The sequence below is a fragment of the Bacillus sp. Nf3 genome, from assembly GCF_003028545.1.
GTDB classification, from domain to species: Bacteria; Bacillota; Bacilli; order Bacillales; family Bacillaceae; genus Bacillus; species Bacillus safensis.
Window position 1 is genome coordinate 1 of record NZ_PYUA01000130.1, and the last position, 512, is coordinate 512.

The 512-nt window shown below is 59.2% G+C and carries 1 protein-coding gene; it reads left to right on the top strand.

The window, feature by feature from the left end:
• Positions 1-512, top strand: a 512-nt coding sequence (gene speD, locus C9414_RS21180; protein ID WP_368731621.1) for an adenosylmethionine decarboxylase, incomplete at both ends; no start/stop codon positions are given.

Genomic DNA, 512 nt, shown 5'->3' on the forward strand with positions numbered 1-512 from the left:
GCCGTTGACTCGCCTGAGGCTGCAGGGTTTCAACAACCTCACCAAGGCGCTGAGCTTCAACATCTATGACGTGTGTTACGCGCGCACCGAAGAGGAGCGTCAGCGTTACATTGAATACATCGATGAAGAGTACAACGCCGACAGGCTGACTCAAATCTTGACCGATGTCGCCGAGATCATCGGCGCCAACATCCTGAACGTGGCCCGCCAGGACTACGACCCGCAGGGTGCCTCGGTGACCATCCTGATCTCCGAAGAACCGGTGATCGACAAGAAGCTGGCCGGCAAGGAGCTGATCTCCGACGCCGTGGTCGCGCACATGGACAAGAGCCACATCACCGTCCATACCTACCCGGAAACCCATCCGCAGGAAGGTATCGCGACGTTCCGCGCGGACATCGACGTGGCCACCTGTGGCGTCATTTCGCCGCTGAAGGCCCTTAACTACCTGATCGAGAGCCTTGAGTCGGACATCGTGATCATGGACTACCGCGTCCGTGGCTTCACCCGCG